At 73.3% G+C, this 1,284-nt stretch carries 1 protein-coding gene; it reads left to right on the top strand.

Annotation, left to right across the window (positions count from 1 at the left end):
• Nucleotides 1–109 precede the first annotated feature (109 nt).
• Nucleotides 110–1,147 (top strand): rod shape-determining protein, encoded by a 1,038-nt coding sequence (locus ACJA3G_RS37185; protein ID WP_406557423.1) that lies wholly within the window; start codon nucleotides 110–112, stop codon nucleotides 1,145–1,147.
• The last annotated feature ends 137 nt before the right edge of the window (nucleotides 1,148–1,284 follow it).

Raw genomic sequence — 1,284 nt, 5'->3', positions numbered from 1 at the left:
ACAACCCCCTGGCACTCAGTCAGCCGACGCCCGACCGGCTCAGCCCGGCGCGCGCCGCGCCCCCGGGGGCCGGACGATTCGATCAAGCACCCCATTCGGGAGGATCGCCGTGACCGTCAGTCTGGAACAGTTGCGCCGTTGCCATGTAGCCGTCGACCTCGGGGCCGCGAGGACGCGCGTATTCGTCAAGGGGCTGGGACTCGTCGTCGACGAACCCAGCGTCGCGGCCGTCAACACCCAAACCGGCGCGCTGATCGCCGTCGGCACGTTCGCCGAGAAGATGACGGGCCGTACGCCCGACTACATCCGCGTAGTCCGGCCCGTCTCCGGCGGCACCGTCGTCGACATCGAGATGGCCCAGCGCATGCTGCGCCATCTGATCGGCGAGAAGCTCCGGCGCCAGCTGCGGCGCAAGCCCCGGCTGCGCGCCGCCGCCAGCACCCCACACGAGGCCGACCCGCTCGCCCAGCGCGCGACCGTCGAGACGCTGGTGGGTCTCGGCGCCCGCCGGGTCGAGCTGGTCGACACCCTGATCGCGGCGGCCGTCGGCTGCGGACTCCCGGTGGAGCAGCCGACCGCCACCATGATCATGGTGTGCGGCGCGGCCACCACGCAGATCGCGGTGCTCTCGCTCGGCGCGATCGTCACCGCCCAGCGGATCCCCGTCGGCGGCGACGCCATCGACCACGCCGTCATCCAGCACCTGCGCCACCAGCACGAGCTGATGCTGCCGAGCCAGTCCGTACGCCCCCTCCAGATCGCCCTGAGCGGCAACGGCCTGACCCCGCACGGCCCCACCTCCACCGAGATCCACGGCCGCGACGTCGCCACCGGCCTCGCCCGCTCGGTCCGGGTCGACACCGCGGCCGTACGCAACGCGATCCACACCCCGCTGACCGCCGTCCTCGACGGCATCGGCAAAGTGCTGCGCGACTGTCCCCCGGATCTCGTCGCGGACCTCGCGGACCGGGGGATCATGATGGTCGGCGGCAGCGCCCTGCTGCCGGGGCTGGACCAGATGCTGCGCAAGGCGACGGGCATGCCGGTGGTCATCGCCGAACGCCCGGACGTCTGCGCCATCCTGGGCCTGGGCGCGATGCTGGACGGCCACATCGAGCCGATGGTCCTCGACCCGCTGGCGGAGTGAGGCGGGGTGCCGGACGGGACAGGCGACGGCCGGGAGGGAACCAACGCGCGAGCGGCCGACGCCCCCGGGGCCCGGGCCGGCACCGGCTCCCCGACCGCCGCCGACGCCGATGACGGCTTCGAGAAGGACGGGCAGGG

Origin of the sequence: Streptomyces sp. YS-3, from assembly GCF_045257485.1 — a bacterium.
In the GTDB taxonomy this organism is placed as follows: domain Bacteria; phylum Actinomycetota; class Actinomycetes; order Streptomycetales; family Streptomycetaceae; genus Streptomyces.
Note: the sequence above shows the minus strand (reverse complement) of the source record. Positions and strands in the feature narration are given on the sequence as shown.